Below are 22,640 nucleotides of genomic sequence, written 5' to 3'. Positions count from 1 at the left end.
GCGTTATGTGGCCTCGCCGTCAGCGCGGCGGTCTGTTTGCATATTGTAATGATAATAACTATCATTCTCCGCTTTGGCGCGGGCCCTGCCTGGGCTCGGTTCAACTGTGCATGATCTGCTGTGCTGAGGCAGACGCGCTAACGCGGTGAGTGCTTATGTCGTTTTCTTTCGTTTGGGGTGTGTTCGCATGACAGCCGTCTCCGCGCCTCATATTGTGTCCCGGGTGGTCGCTGCCATCTTTGGTTCCTACGCCTTTATCTGGGGCGTTATTTCCCTGGGTGTGGTGAGCTTGAGTGCCATCGGCGTCGACTTTCACAGTGCCGAGCTGAGCATGCTGCTGCTCGGAGTGCTGCTCTATATCGCGCTCTTTATCTGGGTGTTCTCAATCAAGAGCCTGCTGCGGATCTGGCTGGTGCTGGGGCTCGGTGCGGCTCTAATGTTATCGGCAGCCTGGTTGCTGCAGCCCTTGCTGCTTTGCCAGGAGGCCACATGCTGAACCACTTCCGTCTCTCCATGGCCTGGGTACACACCTGGTTCGGGCTGGTGCTTGGCTTTGTGCTGATGGTGGCTTTCTTCTTTGGTTCGCTGTCGGTGTTTGACCGCGAGATCGACCGCTGGGCGGTGCCAGCAACCCGTTTTGCGCCGCAGCCTATGCCTTCCTACGATCATCTGCTGGCCGATGTGTATGCCCGCCTCAAGCCGGATCCGGTCGATATGGCGGCGACGGCCAAACGGGTCGTCGGCGAGCTGCCAGCGGCCGATACCATGCCGTTGGTATCGTTGTTTGCCTACACCACGCACCGTGATCCGGTGCTGCTGATCGGCGGCGAGTTTGGCATTCCGAATCAGCCGAAGAATCCCGCCGACGATCATTTGCATGTGCATGGTCGGGCGACGGTGGATCCGCGCACCGGTGAGTTTCTGCCGGATGACGCTCTGAAGATCGGCAGTGACTGGTTTTACCCGCTGCATTACAGCCTGAATCTGAACTGGATGCGGCTGGGAATTTACGTGGTCGGTCTGGCGGGGCTGGCGATGCTGGTGGCGCTGGTCACCGGGGTAATAATGCATCGCAAGGTATTCCGCGAGTTTTTTACCTTCCGTCCGAACAAGCGCCTCCAGCGCAGCGCGTTGGATCTGCACAATATGACCGGTGTGGTTGCGCTGCCTTTTCACTTCTTTTTTGCCTTTACCGGGGTGCTGATCTTTGCCGGGTTTTACTATTTCCCGGTGACGCACACCTTGCTCAAGCCACTGCACGATCAGCATGAAGTGCTGGAGGCGGCGGATACCGGCCTGCCCCACGATGAGGCTGGCGTTCCCGCGCCGCTGGCGTCAGTGGACGCCATGGTGGCCGAGGCAAAACGCATCTGGGCCGAGCGCGACATGGCAGGAGAGGTCGGCTTTCTGACCATCAAGCATCTCGGTGACGCCAACGGGTATGTGAGCATTTACCGCGCTGGCAGCGACCGGGTCGCGCTGGTCGGCGAGGGCATTCATTTCAAGGCGAGTACCGGTGAACTGCTGCGTGAGGATCCGCCACGCAGCCCGGTGGAGAGCATTGCGCAGTTTCTGACCGGTCTGCATCTGCAGCACTTCGAGCATTGGGCCTTGCGCTGGCTGTATGTGTTGGGTGGCTTGCTGGGCTGTGTCTGTATCGCCACGGGGTTTGTGTTTTTTGTCGAGAAGCGCAAGCAGGATCACGCCCGTCGAGGGCTGCAGGGTAGCCGTATCGTTGACGCACTGGCGGTCACGACGGTGACGGGTATGGTGCTGGCAGCGGTCGCCATGCTGGTGGCAAACCGGGTGCTGCCGGAGGCAATGGCCGGCAAGGGCGAGTGGGAGAAAGCGGTGTTTTGGGGTGTGTGGGTGCTAGCCCTGTTGCATGCAAGCTGGCGCAGCTCACCGGTTGCCAGGGCTTGGCGCAATCCCGCCTGGGCTGAGCAATGCTGGTTGCTGGTGGCGCTGTCGGTTGCCGCGGTGCTGCTGAACTGGATCACAACGGGAGACCACCTGCTCAAGACTGTGCTGATCGAACCCTACTGGCCGGTTGCCGGCGTTGATCTCAGCTTGCTTGGCTGCGCGGCACTGGCGGCGTGCTGTGCGCGTAAACTGGCGAAGCCGAAAACGGTTTCGGCCGCGGCGCGGGGTGCGGAGGTGGTGTATGACTGACACGCTCTGGTTAGTCTGCGCGGCGCTGCTGATGCTGCTGGCAACCTGCTGGCTGGCGCTGTCGCTGCAAAGCCACTGGCGTCAGGTGTTTGCCCGGACTGATGCGACGCCTGCGACCAAACGCCTGCGCGTTGCTGGCTGGACTGCGCTGTTGCTGTCTGCACTGTGCTGCCTGAAGGCGGATCACCCGTCGATGGCTGTGCTGGTCTGGTTCACCCTCTTCTCTGCGGCAGCCATGACAACCAGCATGCTGCTTAGCTATCGCCCGCTCTGGCTGCGTCTGGTCTGCCTGCCATTGTTGCGCCTGTCCTGAACCACGGATAGCACCGGACATGTTTCAGGCAACGGCACTGAGGCTGTTCCGGTGTTTGGTCAGAAGTTGGTAAAAGTATGTAAATTCGCTACTTCCATGGGCTGATCTTCCCTACAGTCTGGCATTCGAAGCAGCGGTTTACGCTGTAGCTGTTCAGTTAACGGATTACACGCCCATGCCTCTCCCGCAATCGTCCCGTTCCCTTCGCAACCGGTTACTGCTGGCCGCAGCCATCCTTGCGGCCGGCACCCTCACCTGGTACCAGTTTGGCGGCGACGCCGACAGCGCCAAGCCCGACAATCTGCGGCGTATGGGCTGGGATGCGCCTGCTGTGGTTCGGGTCGAACCGGCGGAGCTGGGGCAGCTGGACGTGCGGATCAAGTCGATCGGGACCGTCACACCGCTCAATACTGTCATGGTGCAGAGCCGGGTTAGTGGTGTGTTGGACAAGGTGGTGTTCGAGGAGGGCGCACGGGTGGAGCAGGGTGACCTGCTGGCCGAGATCGACCCTTCGTCCTATCGCGCCCAGCTGGATCAGGCTGAAGGCCAGTTGCAGCAGGACATCGCCAAGCTGGAGAATGCCCGCGCTGATTTGGCGTTGTATGAGCAGCTCTGGGAACAGGACTCCATTGCTCGCCAGAAACTGAGCGCCCAGCGCGCGCTGGTGCAGGAATTGCTCGGCACGGTCCGTGCTGATCAGGCGCGGGTTGATGATGCTCGTCTGCAGCTATCCTGGACGCGGATCACCGCGCCGTTGTCTGGCCGGCTCGGTCTGCGCAAGGTTGATCAGGGCAATCTGGTGACCGGCAGCGAAGCCGAGGGGCTGGTCAGCATCACCCAGACTCAGCCGATTGCGGTCAACTTTACCGTGCCGGAGGTAGACGTACCGGCGCTGCGCGAGGCGCGTCGCGGTGAAGCGGCGTTGAAAGTTGAGGTACTTGATCGCACTGAACAACGGGTGCTGGCCACCGGCGAGCTGACCACCCTCGACAATCAGATTGATACCAGCACGGGCACGCTGCGGGTACGGGCCCAGTTCGCCAACGACGACGAGGCGCTGTTCCCCAACCAGTTCGTTAACGTGCATCTGCGGTTGAAGACGCTGGACGCGGTGGTGACCATTCCTTCCGATGCCGTGCAATTTGGGACTGAGCGCAGCTATGTCTATGTTGTACAGAACGACAAGGCCTATGTGCGCAATGTAGTGCTGGGCGCCGCCACGGACGGCCGCGTAGCGGTCACCGAGGGGCTGGAGCCGGGCGAATTGGTGGTGCTGGAAGGGCTGGATCGGCTGCGTGACGGCAAAGAGGTCAATATTCCCGATGGTGACGCTGGCTCATCGGTGAATGCCGAGCGCCGCAGCCCGCCGCCGGCCAACTGAGGCGGGGTGATGAAAGGTCTCTCGACTCCCTTCATTCTGCGCCCGGTAGCGACCTCGCTGCTGATGCTGGCGTTTCTAATCGCCGGCCTGGTTTCCTGGCGGTTGCTGCCGGTCGCTGCGCTGCCGCAGGTGGATTACCCGATCATTCAGGTGTTTACCTTTCAGCCGGGTGCCGGGCCGGAGGTAACGGCGCGCACCATCACCGCACCGCTGGAACGCTACCTCGGGCAGATTCCGGGCCTGAAGCAGATGTCCTCGACCAGCTCCGGCGGGGCGTCGGTGATTACCCTGCAGTTTGATCTTGGCGAAGATCTGGGCGTTGCCGAGCAGGAAGTGCAGGCGGCAATGAATACCGCCGACAGCCTGCTGCCGAATGATCTGCCGACGCCGCCGATCTACCGCAAGGTCAACCCGGCGGACGCGCCAATTCTGACCTTGGCGATTACCTCCGACAGCCTGCCGCTGCCAGAGGTGCACGACCTTGTCGACACCCGGATGGCGCAGAAACTGGCGCAGATTTCTGGTGTTGGTCTGGTTAGCCTGGCCGGTGGTCAGCGGCCAGCGGTGCGGGTGCTGGTCAACCCGATGGCGCTGGCGTCCTACGGGCTGAGTCTTGATCAGGTGCGCCAAAGCATTGCCGCCACCAACGTCAACCAGCCCAAGGGCAGTTTCGACGGCCCGACCCGCAACACCATGCTCGATGCCAACGATCAGATTCGCTCGGTCGAGGATTACCGCAAGCTGATCCTCACCTGGCAGGACGGTGCACCGCTGCGGCTCGGTGACGTTGCCACTATCATCGACGGTGCCGAAGACCGTTTTCTGGCTGCCTGGGCCAACGGCCAGCCGGCGGTGCTGCTGAATGTCCAGCGTCAGCCGGGCGCCAACGTGATCGAGGTCACCGACCGGGTGCGCGAGTTGCTGCCGCAGCTGGCCGGCACCTTGCCTTCGGCGGTGGATGTCACTGTGTTGACCGACCGCACCCACAGCATTCGCGCCTCGGTACGTGACACCCAGAAGGAACTGCTGTTTGCGGTCGCGCTGGTGGTATTGGTCACGTTCGTCTTCCTGCGCAGCATTCCGGCGACCATCATCCCCAGCATCGCGGTACCGCTGTCGCTGGTCGGCACCTTTGCCTTCATGTACCTGATGGACTTCTCGGTCAACAACCTGACCCTGATGGCGCTGACCATTGCCACCGGCTTTGTGGTGGATGACGCCATCGTCATGCTGGAGAACGTGGCACGGCACCGGGAGATGGGCGAAACGCCGATGCAGGCGGCGCTCAAGGGCGCGGGCGAGATCGGTTTTACCCTGATGTCGCTGACCTTCTCGTTGGTCGCGGTGCTGATTCCGCTGTTGTTCATGCCGGATGTGGTGGGGCGGCTGTTCCACGAGTTTGCCATCACGCTGGCGGTGGCCATCGTCATCTCGCTGGTGGTGTCGCTGACGCTGACGCCGATGATGTGCGCGCGCATGCTCAGCACGCCGCCGCAGGAGAAGTCCGACGGTTTGCTGCATGGGGTGATTGAGCGCTACGGCCGCGCGCTGGACTGGGTGCTCGACCGCCAGACGCCGGCGCTGCTGGTGATGCTCGGCACCATCGTTTTGACCGGGTTGCTTTACCTCGCCGTCGACAAGGACTTCTTTCCGGTGCAGGACAGCAACGTCATCCAGGTGGTGACCGAAGGCCCGCAGGACATTTCCTTCACCGCGATGGCCGAGCGTCAGCAGCAATTGGCGCAGGCCCTGTTGCAGGACCCGGGCATCGAGAGTCTGTCGTCATTCATCGGCGTGGACGGTGTCAACGTGACGGTTAACAGCGGGCGAATTCTGATCAACCTGCCGCCGCACGATCAGCGCGACGAGAGCCTGTTCGAGGTGATGGCGCGGCTGCGTGAGCGGGCGGCGAGCGTCGACGGTATCAGCGCCTGGTTCCAGCCGGTGCAGGAGCTGACCATCGAAGACCGGGTCAGCCGCACCCAGTACCAGTTCAGTCTGACCAGCCTCGACAGTGACGCGCTGCATGAGTGGGTGCCGCAGATGGTCGCCGCACTCAACGCCCGCCCGGAGCTGAGCGATGTGGCGGCGGATCTGCAACAGCGCGGTATGCAGGCTTATGTCGACATTGACCGTGACGCCGCAGCGCGGTTCGGGCTGGATGTGACCGACGTGGCCAACACCCTCTACAACGCCTTCGGCCAGCGCCAGATCGCGACCCTGTTCACCCAGTCCAACCAGTACCGGGTGATTATGGAGGTCGACCCGCAATTCGCTGGTGACCCGGACAGTCTGCGGCGGCTGTTCATCACCACGGCGGACGGTGACTCGATACCGCTGGCCAGCGTGGCGCGGGTGCAACAGCGTACGGCAGCACTGCTGATCAATCATCAGGGCCAGTTTCCGGCAACGACGGTGTCGTTCAACCTGGCGACCGGTGCCTCGCTGGGCGAAGCGGTTCAGGCGATTGAGCAGGTGCAGCAGGAACTGGGCTTGCCGGTGACCATCGAACTGCGTTTTCAGGGTGCGGCTGAAGCCTTCCGGGCATCGCTCGGCAACACCTTGTGGCTGATTCTGGCAGCGGTACTGACCATGTATATCGTGCTGGGTGTGCTCTATGAGAGCACTATCCACCCGGTCACCATTCTCTCTACGCTGCCGTCGGCGGCGGTTGGCGCGCTGCTGGCGCTGTTGCTCACCGGCCGGGCGCTGGACATGATCTCGGTGGTTGGCATCGTGCTGTTGATCGGTCTGGTAAAAAAGAACGGCATCATGATGGTCGATTTTGCGCTGGAGGCGCAGCGCAATCAGGGGATGACGCCGCGCGAGGCGATTCATCGGGCAGCACTGCTGCGTTTCCGGCCTATCTTGATGACCACGCTGGCAGCGCTGTTTGGCGCACTGCCGCTGATGCTGGCGAGCGGGTCGGGCGCCGAGTTGCGCCAGCCACTGGGTGTGGTGATGGTGGGTGGCCTGCTGGTCAGCCAGCTCCTGACCCTGTTTACCACGCCAGTGGTCTATCTGTTCTTCGACCGTCTGGCCGGCAAGCCGACGGCGCAGCCGGTTGAGGCGCTGGAGTGAACACGGGGTTTCTGCAGCGCCCGATCGGGCTGACGTTAGCCGCCGTGGCGCTGGTGCTGTCCGGTCTGCTGTGCTGGCGGCTGCTGCCGGTCGCGCCGTTGCCGCAGCTGGATGTGCCGGTGATCGTGGTGACAGCCAGCTTGCCCGGAGCCAGCCCGGAGAGCATGGCAACCACAGTAGCAACGCCGCTGGAGCGGGCGTTGGGCGCCATTTCCGGGGTAACCGGCATTTCCTCCAACAGCAGTCAGGGCGCGGCGCAGATTGCGCTGACATTCGAACTGGACCGTGACCTGAACGAAGCGGCCCGGGAGGTGCAGGCGGCAATCAATGCTGTGCGTGGCGACTTGCCTGCGGGTATGCCCGGCAATCCGCAGTACCTCAAGATTGACCCTTCGCAGGCGCCCATCATGGGGCTGGCGCTGAGCTCGCCGAACCTGTCGCCGAGCGCACTGTACGACATCGGCTCGACCATTCTGGCGCAGAAGCTGGCGCAGATTTCCGGGGTGGGCGAGGTCAGCGTGGATGGCGCGTCGCTGCCGGCAGTTCGCGTGCAGCTCGATGCCGGTGCACTGCTGCATTACGGTATTGCCCTGGACGAGGTACGCAGCGCCATCGCCAACAGCAATGCGTTGCGCCCGCTTGGGGTGATCGAGCAGGGCGAGCACCGCTGGCAGGTGCAGACCAGCGATTCGCTGCGCACCGCGGCGGCCTACCGTCAGCTGGTGATCCGCTACAAGGATGGCGCGGTGGTGCGCCTCGGTGATGTCGCCAGGGTCACCGACTCGGTGGAAGACCGCTACAGCAGCGGCTTTCATAATGAGCGCCAGGCGGTGGTGCTGAGTATCAGCCGGCAGAGCGGTGCCAATATCGTCGAGACCATCGACAACATCTATGCGCGGCTGCCGCAACTGATCAACCTGTTGCCCGAAGACGCGCAGCTGTCGGTGGTGATGGATCGCTCACCGGTGATTCGCGCCACCCTGCGTGAGGCGCAGATTTCCCTGCTGCTGGCGACACTGCTGGTGGTCGCCGTGGTCTGGTTGTTCCTTGGCAGCCTGCGGGCGGCGCTGATTCCGTCGGCGGCGATTCCGGTGTCACTGATTGGCAGCTTTGTGGTCATGTATTTCTTTGGCTTCTCGCTCAACAACCTGTCGCTGATGGCGCTGATCGTCGGTGCTGGCCTGGTGGTGGATGACGCCATTGTGGTGCTGGAGAACGTCCAGCGGCACATGGGCAACGGCCTGTCGCCGCTGGACGCCGCAGCGCGCAGTGCCCGTGAGCTGCGCTTTACCCTGATTGCCATGACGCTGGCACTGGCGGTGGTGTTTGCCTCGATCCTGTTGCTGGGTGGCTTGATCCGCCAGCTGTTCGAGGAATTTTCCATCACTCTGGTGGCGGCCATGCTGATCTCGCTGCTGGTATCGCTGACGCTGACGCCCAGCCTGTGCGCGCTGTGGCTGAAACCCACGCCGGCCGGGCACAAGCAGGATGATAGGGACTCCCTGTTTGCCAGACTGCGTCGCGGCTACGACCGTTCGCTGAACTGGACACTCAACCACCGACCGCTGGCGCTACTGGTGCTGCTGGCGGCGATCGGCAGCAGTGTCTGGCTGGCGGCAAACCTGCCGGAAGAAGCGCTGCCGCAGCAGGATTCGGGGCAGATTCGCGGCTTTCTGCGCGGTGATGATGGTATGTCGTTCCAGATTATGCAGCCAAAGATCGAAGCCTATCGGCAGTACATTCTGGCCGACCCGGCGGTCGCCGACCTGACTGGCACCAGCGGCGGCAGTGGTGGTCTGACTAACGCCCAGCTGACCATTCGGCTCAAACCGCTGGCCGAACGCAAGGTGTCCGCTCAGGCGGTGGTCGATCGCCTGCGCGCCAACGCACCCGCAGTGCCGGGTGTGTTGATGATGCTGATGGTCGATCAGGATCTGCATTTCCGCCCGCCGTATCGGCACAGCGAATACGAGGTACTGCTGCGCTCGGACTCGCTGGCGCAGCTGAAGGTGTGGTCGCGCAAGGTCGCCCAGGCGATGATGCAGAGCCCGCTGCTGGTGGATGTGGATTCGATGGACGGCGACGAGACCCGTCAGGTGGTGCTCGATATCGACCGCGAAGCCGCCCGACGTCTCGGCGTCGACATGCAGACCATCGCCTCGACCCTGAATAACTCCTTCTCTCAACGTCAGGTTGCCACCCTGTACGACGAGCTAAACCAGTATCGGGTGGTGATGGAGCTGGACTCGCGCTACACCGAGCGCCCTGAAGTTCTGGCCCAGCTCGAGGTCATGGGCTCGGATGGGCAGCGGGTGCCGCTCTCCAGCTTCGCCACCTGGGGCTATGGCATGGCCGAAGACCGCGTGCGCCACGAAGGGCAGTTTGCCTCAATGGGCGTGGGGTATGCGCTGGCGCCGGGCGTCACCGAGGCGCAGGCCAAGGAGGCCATCGCGCAGATTCTCAACGAGGTAATGCTGCCGAGCGATGTGCATGAGGCACCGCCGTCGGCCAACGATTTTGGCGCTGCGTTAGAGCCGTGGATCTTTGTTGCCGTGCTGCTGGCGGTGTATCTGGTGCTCGGTGTGCTTTACGAGAGTACGCTGCATCCGCTGACCATTCTCTCGACCCTGCCGCCGGCCGGGCTGGGCGCGCTGCTGGCGCTCAAGTTCGGCGGCCAGAGTCTGAGTCTGATCGCCATGCTTGGGCTGTTCCTGTTGATCGGTATCGTGATGAAGAACGCCATCATGATGATCGACTTCGCGCTGGAGCTGCAGCGCCGCGAAGGGCTCAATCCGCAGCAGAGCATTCACCGTGCCGCGCTGCTGCGCCTGCGACCGATTCTGATGACCAACCTCGCTGGTATGCTCGGCGCGGTGCCGTTGATCATGGGCTTTGGTGAGGGGGCGGAAATGCGCCGCCCGCTGGGGATCACCATTTTTGGTGGCTTGGCGCTGAGCCAATTGCTGACGCTGTACACCACGCCGGCGGTCTATCTGTATCTGGAAAACCTGCGTCAGCGCGTGTTGCGCCGTGGCGCAGCCGAACCTTCCTCACCTTCAACCTGATCGGGGCTGTTACCGATGAAGCTCTCCCTGCTGTCTACCTCTGTTGTTCTGGCCACTGCGCTGATTGGCGGCTGTACGCTCGGCCCGGATTACCGGGTGCCGACCACGGTCGAGCCCTCAGCGCTGCGCTATGACCAGGGCTGGCAGCCGATGCCGGCGCAGAGCTGGGCAGCCAGCGGCCGTTGGTGGGAGGTTTTCGGTGACGCCGAGCTGAATGCATTGATCGAGGAAGCCAATCAGCGCAACCAGACGCTGGCACAGGCCGAGGCGCGTTATCGCGCAGCATTGGCGCAGCGCAGGCTGAGCACCGGCGAATACAGCCCAACCCTGAGCGCGGCGCTGGATACCGCACGCAGCGGCGGCAGTGAAGTCAGCACCGGGACCCGCAGCAGCGCGCAGCTGGGTATCAGTTGGGAGCTGGATCTGTGGGGGCGGGTGCGCCGTCAGGTCGAATCCGATACCGCTGCGCTGGAAGCCAGTGCGGCGGATCTGGCCGCCGCCCGGCTGTCGATTCAGTCGGCCGTGATCAACAGCTACATCAATCTGCGCGCCCAAGACCTGCAGTATCGGCTGCTGGAGCAGACGCTGGCGTCCTCAGCCCGTTCGGCCCAGCTGACGCGCAACCAGTACGACGCCGGCATCGTCTCCCGCGCCGACGTGATTCAGGCCGAAACTCAGCTGCAGTCACTGCGCAGTGACCTGTACGACCTGCAGAATCAGCGGGCCTTGGAGCAAAACACCATTGCCGCGCTGCTGGGCCGTGCACCGATCGAATTGCAGCTGGAGGTGGTCGAGGCGCTGCCCGCGGTGCCGCCGATTCCGGCGCAACTGCCAGCGGAGCTGATTGCCCGCCGCCCGGATGTGGTCTCTGCCGAGCGCGGCGTCGCAGCAGCCAACGCCGATATCGGCGTCGCCATCACCGCCTGGTTGCCAACCCTGACGCTGGGCGGCAGCGCTGGTGTCAACGGCAGTTCGATCAGCGATCTGTGGGATGCGCCAGTGCGGGTCTGGTCGGTTGGACCGAGTCTGGCGCAAACCCTGTTTGACGGCGGCCGACGCAGTGCTGCCCGAGACGCTGCCCTGGCGCGTTACGACGAACAGGTCGCCGCCTACCGCCAGACCGTACTCGACGCGCTGGCCGATGTGGAAAATGCGCTGGCGACCACTGCAATTTTGCGCGAGAAAGCCGTGCAGCAGGATCGGCTGGTTGAGCTGGCCGAGGAGAACGAACGGGTAATCACCAATCGCTACCAGTCCGGTCTGGTTTCCTATCTGGAGGTGTCGATTGCCCAGAACACGACACTCAGCGCCAAACGTGGACGCATTAGTGTCACCAGCGCCCAGCTTTCCGCGGCTGCCGAGTTGGCCTCGGCCATCGGCGGCGGCTGGCAGGTGGGCGATGATGTGGGGGATGCAGGAGAACGGAAAGCGCCGTGAGGCGCAGTTTCTGGCTCTGAGCCGGGGGCCCTGGAAAGCAGTATTGAGCGACTGGCTCACCCTTTGGGGTGAAGACCGATGGCAGCGGGAACCGCATATTCCGCGCTGGTCTTTGCTCAATCCAAGGGAATGTCATGCTGTTTTCCAATGCACGATCTGTTTTTGCCCCAGTGGCTACCTTCCGGCTCTCTGTGCTGGCTTCATCCATCCTCGCTGCTTCCTGGTCGCTGTCAGCCGCTGCAGCTCCCAACTCCTGCGCCACGTCACCGGTGACGACTTCGGTTACTGGAACGTGCTATATCGACTCCGATAACGATTCGGTCACGGTCGACAGCGGCGGCTCAATCACCGCTAACGTTAGCGGCTTCGGCGTTCGGATCGAGGGCGGCAGCCCGGGTCTTATCAGCGGGGTTACGCTGACCAACTCTGGCGCCATTGAGGGGACTGGCTCCAATGGTTACGGTGTCTATGCGACCGCGCCGTTGGGCCTGAATATCGTCAACAACAACGGTGCCAGTATCACCAGCGCTCAGTCGTTCGGCCTCGTCATCGACAATAATTCTGGCGTCAACACCAGCGCATCTATCACCAACGACGGCCTGATTTCGGGGGTGCACGGGATTAGTGTCGATGGTAGTTCGGGGGCTCGGGCGCAGCTGTCGCTGACTAACTCGGGCACGGTCCAGGGCTCGGGCGGCTGGGGTATTCAGACCGGTTTCACGGACATCTCGCTGCTTTCCAATACTGGGGTAGTGACCTCAGACAGCACACTTGCAACGGTTCATCTCAGATTTCAGTCGACGTTGAGCAACTTCGCTAACGGTTCAGCAGGGCTGATTGAAAACACCGCATCCAATGGCCGGGCGTTTTGGTCCGAGGGCAGCGATGTCGGCAGTTTTGTCAACGACGGTACCCTGCGTAATTCGTCTTCCGTGATGCCGACCGTCCACATCGTTTCCGGGACATTAGGTGGTTTGACCAACAATGGTTTGATTCGGAACCAGGGTAACGCTGAAGCGCTTTATATTGCGCCAATGGTGGCGTCTGCCGGCAGTACGGTTGTGCGTAATAACGCAGGCGCCACTATCTCCAGCCAGCAACGTGCGGTAATGATTACCAACGCGGCGGACCTGGGCAATTTCATTAACGCAGGCAGTATCATCGGCAACTTCAGCGTCGGCACCAGCAACTCGCTCAGAACGCTGACCATTGGCGGTAACGAGTCTGCGCTGTTCAATGGCATGGTGGATCTGGTCAGCACCGGTGCGGCTGGCGTTGATGGTGGTGATCTGGCGTTCGCCACTGGCAGTCGCTATGCGATGCTCGGGGATCAGCATTTTCGGGTGCGTAACTTCAACCTGGATGGCGGGACCCTCATTCTGGACCCGCGCGCGTCCAATCGCACCGTGGGGACCGCTGCAACGGTTTCGCTACCGACCATCAGCGGCAACCTGATTGGTGCCGGCGGTCAGCTGGAAGTGGTTGTGGTCAACAACACCACCTATGGGCAGCTTGCGGTTGAAGGTGATGTGGATCTGACCGATAGCAACCTGGCCGTCAACGTTCAGGCCAACGGCTTGCTCAGCGCGGGTAACCTGTTCGCCGATGTGATCTCCTCTACGGGAGCCATCACCTACGGCAATTTCAGCATCAGCGATAACTCTGCGCTGTGGGACTTCGACACGATACGCAACGCCAGCGATCTGGACCTGCGCCTGACGGCCGACAGCCAGGGTGAATCCAGCAACGCGCCCGGCAACCCGGGTGGTCCGGGCTCTCCTGGAAACACGCCCCTGCCGAACAGCGGCAACGTTATCACCGCTGCGCAAGTCAGTGGCAATACCGTGGCTCAAGGGGCCGCTCCGGTGATTCAGAGCGTTGCCGACGACTACGCGGCAAACGGCTCCACTGGCAGCTCTGAACTCGACTCCATGATTCTGGCTTTGGGTAACTACAGCACGGCGGCCGGGCTGGCCGATGGCGTGGCGACCCTAGCGCCGGCCAGTGTGCATGCTGGCAGGGAGGCTGCTCAAGCGAATCGCCGGATGCGCGAGCTGATTGGTCGCCGTGATGCCTACCTGTATGCGCTGAACCCCGAAACAGCGACAGCCGAGCCAAGCAATGTGTGGGCTCAGCCCTATGGCTCGCGGGCGCGTCAGCAGCAGCGTTCCGGTGTCGAAGGCTACGACGTTGACAGCTATGGCGTGCTGCTCGGCATGGACGGCGGTCTCGATGAAGTGACCGAGTTGGGCGTCGCCTTCGGCATCGGGCGCAGCGATATCGGCAGCAACATGCCGGTGGGCAGTTATGAGAGTGAGTTGAACAGTTATCAACTGCTTGGCTATCTCAACCGTGAATTGGGTAATGATGTGGTGCTAGGGCTGACGGCCGGGGTTGGGTATGGCCAGTACGAAACAGACCGGGATCTGTTTAACGGCTTGACCGCCCGTTCCGAGTACGACGCCTGGACTGCCAGCGCAGGGGCTGAGCTGAAAAAGCACTACGCGGTCAACGAGCAGTTCGATGTGGCGGTTCAGGTGGGTCTGAATTACGACTACACCGATGTTGATGGATACGCCGAGTCCGGTGCTGGCGCACTCAACCTGGATGTCGATGGCTCCGATTACCAGAGCCTCAATGTCGAAGTCGGTACCGAGCTGGCGTACGATCTTGGCGAGGGCTGGATGCTGTTTGGTCAGGCCGGTGTGAGCTACGACACGTTGGCCGAGCAGGCGAAGCTTGATGCGGTGCTGGTGGGCACTGGCGATCGGTTCGCTACCCGCGGCATTGATGCCGATGCCTGGCGCTATGATGCCGGCCTGGGTGGCAAGTACGTGGTTGATAACGGAGCCGAGCTGGCAGCGTTGTATACCGTCTCCGGCCAGAGCGGGTTTGTTGAGCAGGCTGTTACGCTGAATGCACGCATGGCATTCTGAGTGACAGGGGCCGCTCCCCTTTGGGGGGCGGCCAATGGCGGCAAGGGAGAATGATGTAGTGGATTTGTTGATTGTTGATGATCACCGGCTGTTTGCCGATGCAATGCGGCATGTGTTCGCTGATCACCCGCAGATCGACGCCGTGCACCATGCTTCGGGCCATGACGAGGCGCTGCAGCAGATTGTGGCGCAAGCCGGAAACGAGCTGATCGTCCTGATGGACCTGAACCTGGGGGGCGAGTCAGGCGTCGATCTGAATAACCGCTTGCGTTCTCTCAATCCCTCCATACGTACTATTTTTTGTACAGGAGAGCAGCCAGCAAACCTCTGCCTTGATGAAGCACTGCTGCGCGCCAGTTCGTTTGTATTCAAAACCGATGCGCTGGCTGATATCCGTGCCTGCATGGACTGCGTACTGACTGGAGGACGTTATCAGTCCGCTAGCATCCGCGGTGTTCAGTCGGTCGTCGCCGAAACGCTCAAGCTGAGCGAGCGTGAGGGTGACGTGGCGAGATTATTGATGCAGGGGTTACGCAATGCCGAGATTGCAGCTCGGTTGGGGGTTACCGACAACACGGTAAAAACCCACCTCAAGAGCATTTACTCCAAGCTCGGCGCTCGCAACCGAGCCGATTGTCTGCTGCTACTGGAGAAGCTCCGCTTCCTGGACTGACTCCAGTATCCCCGGTGCATGGTGCAGCGGGATCAGTAGTGTGGTTTGCCAACTGCCTTTATCGCGGTACACCCTGAGCCGTGCACTGATGGCGCGACACATGTGTTCGATCATGATCAGTCCGTAGCCCTGCAAAGGGTGGTTCTGCCGGTTTTCGGCTCCCGTCTCTGCTGTCTCGCCCGCGCTGAAGTGCAGCTGGTAGTGATGCGTGTCTGTGCTTGTTGCGATGTGCAGGCCCTGGATTGGGGCATGGTGAACATAATTGTAGAGAATGTTCTCAATGATGCGGGCAAGCGCAAAGGCATCAGAGGTCAGTATCGCCGCCTGGTAGTTGGAGCTGATTGCCGTTTCGGGCTTGACCGTCCTGACGTCCTGTACAACCTTGGCAAGCAGGTCTGCCGGGTTGAATCGGGAGAGCCGCAGTACCTCGTCCTGTTCTTTTAGGCTCACCATGCTCAAGGCGTCGTGCAGGCCGTTCAGGGCAACCTCTGTCGCGTTCAGCGCATTGCGCGCAGCGCTGTTGTCCTGCTGCTTTTCGGCCAGCACCTCCAGATACAGCTTGGCGCTGGCCATCGGCTGACGCAGGTCGTGGCCAATGGCGGCGATCAGGTAGTCCTTTTCCAGGTTGGATGACTTCATCTTCTGAAACATGGTGCCAAGCTCAACTGACTTGATGATCAGCGCGACCTGATTTTTATGGGTTAGCAGGCTGAACATGCTGAGCGCAGCCCAGGCCATGCAGCATAGATACACCTGTGGATGCGCCAGTCCGGTCTGCAGTTGAATGTTGTATCCCAGTGACAGGAACACCGGGGTGAGAAAGGTGATGTAAATTTCCGGATAGCACCCCATGCTGATCGAGGGCATTGCGGAAATGATCACCAGCGCCAGCAATGCGATAGACAGCGTTTGCTGTGACGCGTCGGACAAAAAGACGAATGGCATGTAAGCCCAGAAGCAGCCCCAGAGAACTGACAGCAGCATGTTGACGCGATGCCATTGACGGATTGAAGGCAGCGATGTGTTGGTGGCGGTCTTGATCTTGCGTAGCGCCAGCCAGGAGCAAATGACGACGACCAGCAGGCTGGCAAACCACATGCCGCGCTGGCCGCTGCTGGCCGCGTTCTGGAAGAACAGTCCGAACAGAACAGCGGCAAGGGCCGAGGCGATCATCCTTGACCAGACTTCGTCGACGAACAGGGTGAAGCGTTGCTGCTCGATGATGTCGGCCTGGGGGTGATTATGAATAAGTCTGGACAGCATCAACAGGTGAACTCAGACGGGCGACCAGTCCATGTTAGAGCCTTGTTATAGCCCGTGCCAAGGCTTGTGGCCATCAGCTTGCCAGCGCTGTTAGCATTCTCACCGGGTCGATGAGGCAACCAGCTGACGCGGCGGACGCCAGAGTTTTATGCGGCATGCCTTGTTTAATCCCGCTGGGGGCATGCGCTCAAAGCCCCCCGTGGGTCAGTTTCGCCGGGTCCAGCAGGCGGGTCAGTTCGTCTCGACTGAGATCGGTGTTTTCCGCGGCGACATCAACAATCGGTCGACCTTCCTTGTAGGCTTGTTTGGCGATTTCGGCGGCTTTCTGGTAGCCGATGATCGGGTTCAGGGCGGTCACCAGTATCGGGTTGCGCGCCAGTGCCTGTTGCAGTCGGTCCTCGCGTACGGTGAAGCTGGCTATGGCCTTGTCGGCCAGCAGGCGAGTGACGTTGCTCAACAGGTGCAGGCTCTCCAGCAGGTTGCGGGCGACCAGTGGCAGCATGACGTTCAGCTCGAAATTGCCGGACTGGCCGGCGAGGGTGATGGTGGCGTCGTTGCCGATGACCTGGGCGGCGGCCATGGCGGCGGCTTCCGGTATCACCGGGTTGACCTTGCCCGGCATGATCGAGGAGCCGGGTTGCAGTGCCTCCAGTTCGATTTCGCCAAGCCCGGCCAGTGGCCCTGAGTTCATCCAGCGCAGGTCGTTGGCGATCTTGGTGATGCTGACGGCCAGGGTTTTCAGTTGCCCGGACAGGGCAACGGCGATGTCCTGCGAGCCGATGTGGGTGAAGAAATTGCCTGCCGGGGTAAAGGTTACGCCGGTGCTGGCGCTCAGTGCGCGGCAGAAGTGCTCGGCGAACGCGGGGTGGGCGTTGACGCCGGTGCCGACCGCGGTGCCGCCCTGGGCAAGACTGTGCAGCATCGGTTGCAGCTGCTCCAGGCGCTGGCGGTTACCTTCGATCTGATCGGCCCAGGTGTCGAGACTCTGGCTCAGGCGCACCGGCATGGCGTCCATCAGATGGGTGCGGCCGGTTTTGACATGGTGCTCAACGGTGCGAGCCTTGGCTCGGGTGACCTGCTCGAAATGCTGCAGTGCAGGCAGCAGGTCTTCATGCAGGGCCAATGCGGCGCTGATGTGGATGCTGGAGGGGATGGTGTCGTTGCTGCTTTGGCTGCAGTTGACGTGATCGTTCGGGTTGATGGTCTGGCCGCTGTGGCGGCTGGCCAGGGTGGCGAGCACTTCGTTGGCGTTCATGTTGGAACTGGTGCCGGAGCCGGTCTGAAACACATCGACCGGAAAGTGCTGCATGTAATCGTCGGTAGTCAGCAGGTCGTCAACGGCATGACAGATGGCTTTGGCCATCGGCGCGGGCAACTGGTCCAGTTCGGCGTTGGCATTGGCCGCTGCGCGCTTGGCCAGCAGCAGGGCGCGAATAAAGCGCTTGGGCATGGGTTGGCCGCTGACCGGGAAGTTGTTGACGGCGCGCTGGGTTTGGGCGGCATAGAGGGCGTCGCCCGGTACCTGCAACTCGCCCATGCTGTCTCGTTCAATACGGCTGGTGCTCATCTGCGCTACTCCCTGATCGGCTGAAACGGCTGTCTGCTTCCATGGTCAGACCACGGAAGCAGACAGGTGTTCAGCATAGCGCGTGTACGCAGCCGATGGCTGCGCGTCAGCTGGCGGCGCGCAGGGCCTGAGCCGCGGCGACCATGTTGCGCAGCGCCGGGGTCACTTCAGGCCACTGGCGGGTCTTGAGGCCGCAGTCCGGATTGACCCACAGGCGCTCGGCAGGCACGCGCTCGGCCGCCTTGCGCATCAGTTCGACCATCTGCGCCTGATCGGGAATGTTCGGCGAGTGGATGTCGTACACGCCGGGTCCGATCTCATTGGGGTACTGGAAGTGATCGAAAGCATCCAGTAGCTCCATGTCAGAGCGTGAGGTCTCGATGGTGATCACATCGGCATCCATGTTAGCGATGGCCTGAATGATGTCGTTGAACTCCGAGTAGCACATGTGGGTGTGGACCTGGGTTTCATCTGCGACGCCGTTGGCGGTGATGCGGAAGCTCTCCACCGCCCAGTCCAGATAGTCTTTCCACTCACTCTGGCGCAGCGGCAGACCTTCGCGTAGAGCGGCTTCGTCGATCTGAATGACGCTGATGCCGGCCTTCTCCAGGTCCAGTACCTCGCCGCGCATGGCCAGGGCAAGTTGCCGGCAGGAGTCGGCGCGGGGCTGGTCGTCGCGCACGAAGGACCAGTTGAGGATGGTCACCGGGCCGGTCAGCATGCCCTTCATCGGCTTGCTGGTCAGTGACTGGGCGTAGCGGCTCCACTCGACCGTGATGGGGGTGGGGCGGCTGATATCGCCGAACAGAATCGGTGGTTTGACGCAGCGCGAGCCGTACGACTGCACCCAGCCAAAGCGGCTGAAAGCATAGCCTTCGAGTTGCTCGCCAAAGTATTCGACCATGTCGTTGCGTTCGGGCTCGCCGTGCACCAGCACGTCCAGCTCCAGTGCTTCCTGCTCGCGCACGCAGTGGGCGATTTCGGCTTCCATCGCCTTGCGGTAGTCGACGGCACTCAGCTCACCTGCCTTGAACTGACGGCGCGCCTGGCGAATCTCGGCCGTCTGCGGAAAGGAGCCGATGGTGGTGGTCGGGTAGGCGGGCAATTGCAGGCGCGCCGCCTGCACTGCAGCGCGGGCGGCGTAGGGGCTGCGGCGCTCACCCAGCGCCGGCTTCAGCGCAGCGACGGCGTCACGCACCGCCGGGTTGTGCACCCGCGGCGAAGTGCGGCGGCTTTCGAGAGCCTGCCGGTTTTCAGCAAGCTCGGCTGTAACGCTGTCTCTGCCGCTGCGCAGTGCGCGGCCCAGCACACGGAGTTCGTCGAGCTTCTGCACGGCGAAGGCCAGCCAGCTGCGCACGTCAGCGTCGAGCTGATCCTCGCTGTTCAGGTCAACCGGAACATGCAGTAGCGAGCAGGAGGGTGCCAGCCACAGGCGATCACCCAGCTGCGCGGCCAGTGGCTCCAGCCAATCGAGCAACGCGGTCAGGTCGCTCTTCCAGATATTGCGGCCATTGATCACTCCGAGGGAAATGACCCGGTCTGACGGCAGGCGTTCGATCAGTTCAGCCACCTCGTTGCGGGCGTTGATGCAGTCCAGATGCACCCCGGCGACCGGCAAGCGGGCCACCAGTGGCAGGTTGTCCTGCAGTTGGCCGAAATAGCTGGTCAGCAGCAGTTTGACTTCGCTGTTTCGCAGGGTAGCGTAGCTGTATTCCAGCGCAGCCTGCTGGGTCTCGCTGAGGTCGGTCACCAGAATCGGCTCGTCGATCTGCACCCACTCCACGCCTTGTTGCGCCAGCGCTTCCAGCAGCTCGGCGTAAACCGGCAGCAGTTGCTCAAGCAGTGCCAGGGGGTTGCTGTCGTCCTTAACCTTGCCCAGGCTCAGGTAGGTGACCGGGCCGATGATCACCGGTTTGGCCTTGATGCCGGCGGTGCGGGCTTCACTCAACTGATCCAGCAAGCGCCGTGGGTTGAGGGTAAAGCAGGTGTCTGCGGTAAATTCCGGCACGATGTAGTGATAGTTGGTATCAAACCACTTGGTCATCTCGCCCGCAGCGACGCCGCCGCAGCATTCGGCGTGCGCCTGGGCGGAGCGGCCGCGGGCAACGCGGAAGTAGTTGTCCAGCTCGTCTCCGGCGAAGCCTTGCACCCGGGCTGGCAGATTGCCCAAGGTAAAGCTCATGTCGAGCATCTGGTCATAGAAGGAGAAATCGCCGACCGGAATCAGGTCGAGCCCTTGCTGGGCTTGCCAGTGGCGCTGGCGCAGTTCGGCGCCGGTTTGCAGCAGCTCGTCGCGGGAGCGCTCGCCTTTCCAGTATCCCTCCAGCGCGAATTTAAGCTCGCGGCGGGCGCCGATGCGCGGAAAGCCGAGATTGTGAATGCGTGTCATGGATTGCCTCTGTGTCTCTTCGAATGGGAACAGGGGCATGCTAGGCGGGATTTACTATTAGTGTAATTGTTGAATATTCAGGTTTGAATTAGGTTTATTCATTTTTGTTGCCTCCCTCGGATGACCGAGGGAGGCAAGGGCGCTCAGAAACGGTACTTGGCCGTCGCGGTAACGCTGCGCGGAGCGCCGTAGGTCATTGCGCCGTAGGCATCGAAGATATCGAAGTACTTCTCGTCGGTGACGTTGTTGGCGTTGAGCTGTGCCGACAGATTGTCGGTGATGTCATAGCGGGCCATGAGGTTGACCAGCGCGTAGGCATCCTGCTCGATTTTCTCCTGCTGATCGTCCGGGTTGGTTGCAGAAGTATAAATGCTGTCTTGCCAGTTGACGCCGCCGCCGATGGTCAGGCGGTTCCAGTCGCCCGAGAAGCGGTAGGTGGTGAAGGTGCGGAGTAATCTGGTGGGGTAGAGGGTGTTGGTGTCTTTGCCGTTGGCGTCCTCAATATCGAACTGGGTGTAGCCAGCTGAGACGTTCCAGCCGGGCAGCAGTTCGCCGGATAGCTCAAGTTCGAAGCCTTCGCTGACCGCTTCGCGCTCGACGTAGGCGAAACCAAGCGACGGTTCTGTTGGGTCGATACGAACACCGGAGTTAACACCGAGGTTCTCCTGCTTGATCTGGAAGATAGCGGCAGAGGCGTTCAATGCGCCATTGTAAAACTCTCCTTTTAGCCCTAGCTCGTAGCTTTCGCCAATAATTGGCTGAAGCTGCTGGTTGCTGGCGTCCTTTTCCGACTGGGGCTGAAAGATGTCGGTGTAGCTGGCGTACACGGACAACTGGTGATTCAGGTCGTAGATGATACCGGCATACGGCGTAACCTCACCGCTGACCTTCTGCTCCGAGCGGGTACGGCGAATGTAGTCCAGTTCTGTCTTCTCATAATCGCTGACCCGGGCACCGAGGATGACCTTGAGATCGTCGCGCAGATTCAGGCGGGTAACGCCGTAGTACCCTTTCTGGGTGGTTTCGCCCGCCCCATACGGGACCAGGCCTGACCAGCTTGGCGCCGGGAAGTGGCCGTCATAGTTGTCAAAGTCCGGTAGCGTGTCTGATCCGGCGAGCGCCGCCCGGGTATCGGCGTCGAAGTCCTGCTTGCTGTGAACGTAACCGAAAGCGAGTTCGTGTTCACGGTCGAACAGCGAGACAGGCCCGCTGACACGAATGCTGTAATCGTCCTGCACGGTTTTGACCTTGTAGGAACCGCCCATCGCTTTCATCGGTGCGCTGCCGTTGCGCCCGGGATTGTCGTAAAGATAGAGCAGGAAGGAGTCGGAATTGCGCTCGCCGCGGTTGTAACTCAGGTTGGCCTGCCAGCCGTTGGCGAATTGGTGATCCAGATTGACAAAGTAGGTTTCGTAGCGGGTATCCCACTTGCTCCAGTCGGCGGAGGTCGTTTTTGAACGGCTCCAGTCTGTGCGACTGCCATCGGCATACCAGACCGGCAGGCCACCCCACATAGGGGAGTCAGAGTTGTTTTCCTGACGACTAAGGCCGAACCACAAGGTGGTGTCGGGCGTCAGGTCGACATCCATGGTGCCGTACAGGGTTTCGACCTTATTGGCGTGCATGTCGATCCAGCTATCGCCGTCTTGGTACTCGCCGACCAGCCGGCCGCGCACTGTGCCGGCTTCGTTCAGTGCAAATGAAACATCGCCCAGGGTGCTGTAGGTATCCCACGTACCTGCACTTAGCTCTAGTGAACCGGTGAGGTCGCGGCTACTGGCGCGTTTCCGTGCCATATTGAGCGAGGCTGACGGGTCGCCAGACCCGCTCATCAGGCCGTTGGCTCCACGCACGATTTCGACCCGGTCATACATGGCAAGACTGCTGAAAATCTCCCCGGAGCTCCACGGCTGATCCCAGATGGTTGGTACTCCATCGATCATCAGTGCGTTGATCTCGAAGCCGCGAGCATTGAACTGGGCGCGGCTGGTCTCATAGCGGTTGACCGAAACGCCAGTCGCGTTGTTGACCACGTCAAGGATGTTCTGCAAGTCCTGGTCTTCAATTCGCTGACGAGTGACCACGCTGACCGACTGCGGTGTCTCCCTTGGCGAGAGGTTGAGCGGCGTAGCTGTGCGGGCGACGTCTGCAGTGTAGGACTGAGTGTCCTCGGTGGCGGCGCTGCGCTCACCCTGGCCGGTGACGCTGATCGGCGCAAGCAGCATCTCCTCTTCACTCGTGCTCTGGGCTGCAACCGGCAGGGCGGTGATGGCTGATCCGGCGGCTAGCAGATGGATGGCTAGCGTCAGTGGGCTGAGTCGACTGCGTGTCTGTTCCCCGGGCAGGGCTGTGATTGGCATGTA

General features: G+C 61.6%; 13 protein-coding genes. 9 read left to right on the top strand and 4 right to left on the bottom strand.

The features are described from left to right. Nucleotides 1–187: 187 nt before the first annotated feature. From ACKPCU_RS17540 to ACKPCU_RS17500, 9 genes are all read left to right on the top strand, one after another. Entirely contained in the window at nt 188–496 is a 309-nt protein-coding gene (locus ACKPCU_RS17540; protein WP_104737470.1) for an iron uptake protein, read from the top strand. Then, nucleotides 490–2,172, top strand: a complete 1,683-nt coding sequence (locus ACKPCU_RS17535) for a PepSY-associated TM helix domain-containing protein (protein ID WP_321348682.1) — start codon at nt 490–492, stop codon at nt 2,170–2,172. The genes ACKPCU_RS17540 and ACKPCU_RS17535 overlap by 7 nt, the downstream gene beginning before the upstream one ends. After that, nucleotides 2,165–2,485 carry a DUF3325 domain-containing protein gene (locus ACKPCU_RS17530; RefSeq protein ID WP_321348681.1) on the top strand — a complete coding sequence of 107 codons (321 nt, stop codon included), beginning with the start codon at nt 2,165–2,167 and terminating at the stop codon, nt 2,483–2,485. Before ACKPCU_RS17535 ends, ACKPCU_RS17530 begins: the two co-directional genes overlap by 8 nt. Before the next feature lie 175 nt (nt 2,486–2,660). Beyond that, complete coding sequence (locus ACKPCU_RS17525) at nt 2,661–3,866, top strand: efflux RND transporter periplasmic adaptor subunit (protein WP_321348679.1); 1,206 nt, start codon at nt 2,661–2,663, stop codon at nt 3,864–3,866. Nucleotides 3,867–3,875: 9 nt separating this feature from the next. After that, a complete protein-coding gene (locus ACKPCU_RS17520; protein ID WP_321348677.1) occupies nt 3,876–6,947 on the top strand; it encodes a multidrug efflux RND transporter permease subunit in 3,072 nt (1,023 codons plus the stop codon). Continuing rightward, nucleotides 6,944–10,012, top strand: a complete 3,069-nt coding sequence (locus ACKPCU_RS17515) for an efflux RND transporter permease subunit (RefSeq protein ID WP_321348676.1) — start codon at nt 6,944–6,946, stop codon at nt 10,010–10,012. Before ACKPCU_RS17520 ends, ACKPCU_RS17515 begins: the two co-directional genes overlap by 4 nt. 15 nt (nt 10,013–10,027) lie before the next feature. Then, a complete protein-coding gene (locus tag ACKPCU_RS17510) occupies nt 10,028–11,449 on the top strand; it encodes an efflux transporter outer membrane subunit (RefSeq protein ID WP_321348675.1) in 1,422 nt (473 codons plus the stop codon). Nucleotides 11,450–11,583: 134 nt separating this feature from the next. Continuing rightward, complete coding sequence (locus ACKPCU_RS17505) at nt 11,584–14,385, top strand: autotransporter family protein (protein WP_321348674.1); 2,802 nt, start codon at nt 11,584–11,586, stop codon at nt 14,383–14,385. A gap of 58 nt (nt 14,386–14,443) precedes the next feature. Then, nucleotides 14,444–15,058, top strand: a complete 615-nt coding sequence (locus ACKPCU_RS17500) for a response regulator transcription factor (RefSeq protein WP_321348672.1) — start codon at nt 14,444–14,446, stop codon at nt 15,056–15,058. Here the strand turns inward: ACKPCU_RS17500 and ACKPCU_RS17495 are convergent. The 4 genes from ACKPCU_RS17495 to ACKPCU_RS17480 form a co-directional block, all read right to left on the bottom strand. Further along, entirely contained in the window at nt 15,029–16,321 is a 1,293-nt protein-coding gene (locus tag ACKPCU_RS17495) for a sensor histidine kinase (protein WP_321348670.1), read from the bottom strand. The two genes, ACKPCU_RS17500 and ACKPCU_RS17495, sit on opposite strands and share 30 nt — an antisense overlap. Nucleotides 16,322–16,508: 187 nt before the next feature. After that, nucleotides 16,509–17,888, bottom strand: coding sequence for a class II fumarate hydratase (locus ACKPCU_RS17490; RefSeq protein ID WP_321348668.1), 1,380 nt, complete (start codon nt 17,886–17,888; stop codon nt 16,509–16,511). A gap of 106 nt (nt 17,889–17,994) precedes the next feature. Continuing rightward, the gene (gene metE, locus ACKPCU_RS17485) at nt 17,995–20,277 is read right to left on the bottom strand and encodes a 5-methyltetrahydropteroyltriglutamate--homocysteine S-methyltransferase (protein ID WP_321348666.1); all 2,283 of its coding nucleotides are present in this window, start codon (nt 20,275–20,277) and stop codon (nt 17,995–17,997) included. 143 nt (nt 20,278–20,420) lie between these two features. Further along, the gene (locus ACKPCU_RS17480) at nt 20,421–22,637 is read right to left on the bottom strand and encodes a TonB-dependent siderophore receptor (RefSeq protein ID WP_321348664.1); all 2,217 of its coding nucleotides are present in this window, start codon (nt 22,635–22,637) and stop codon (nt 20,421–20,423) included. Nucleotides 22,638–22,640 lie beyond the last annotated feature (3 nt).

This window comes from Halopseudomonas oceani, from assembly GCF_963677335.1.
Classification (GTDB): Bacteria; Pseudomonadota; Gammaproteobacteria; order Pseudomonadales; family Pseudomonadaceae; genus Halopseudomonas; species Halopseudomonas oceani.
Note: the sequence above shows the minus strand (reverse complement) of the source record. Positions and strands in the feature narration are given on the sequence as shown.